The sequence below is a fragment of the Bartonella capreoli genome (assembly GCF_902813205.1).
In the GTDB taxonomy this organism is placed as follows: domain Bacteria; phylum Pseudomonadota; class Alphaproteobacteria; order Rhizobiales; family Rhizobiaceae; genus Bartonella; species Bartonella schoenbuchensis.
The window spans coordinates 1-495 of record NZ_CADDZX010000152.1 but is presented as its reverse complement, the minus strand read 5'-3'; the positions used below and the strand labels follow the sequence as shown (position 1 = coordinate 495).

Genomic DNA, 495 nt, shown 5'->3' with positions numbered 1-495 from the left:
AAGATTTAGCGAATTATTTGATCAATCATCGTTGGATTTATTGCCGTACTGATAAAAGTTTGGTGCCTTATTATAGTAAAATCAATGAAGGACTAATGGGGTATATACCAAAAACCATTCAAACCATTAGTGGAAGAAAAAAGAGCGTTCCTAGTGCAAAGATCACATCCAAAGGATTAAAACGTCTGAGTATGATGCTCCAAAAACAGATCCGCACTCAAGAAGAGATTCACGGCTTTGCTAATGCCAAAGTTGCTGACTTTAAAAGAACAGCAACAACCATTTCTTCTCAATACATCTAAACACCACCCAAAACACACCCTCTTCAACACACGCGTGCTTCACGCCACAGGTGGAGTGTACCCAAATTAAGGAAAATAACAATGACATCTTCTCTCGTAGCAACAGTGGCACAAAAATATCAGTTATCAGAACAAGATTTTCGTGAAGCAATTTTCAAAACCTGTATTAGTGGTAACATTTCTAATGCTGAAT

General features: G+C 37.4%; 1 protein-coding gene. It reads left to right on the top strand.

What is annotated here, in order from left to right; all coding sequences use genetic code 11:
* Positions 1-302, top strand: a 302-nt coding sequence (locus J7R05_RS07815) for a phage antirepressor KilAC domain-containing protein (protein ID WP_208541828.1), incomplete at its 5' end; no start/stop codon positions are given.
* Positions 303-495: the final 193 nt, after the last annotated feature.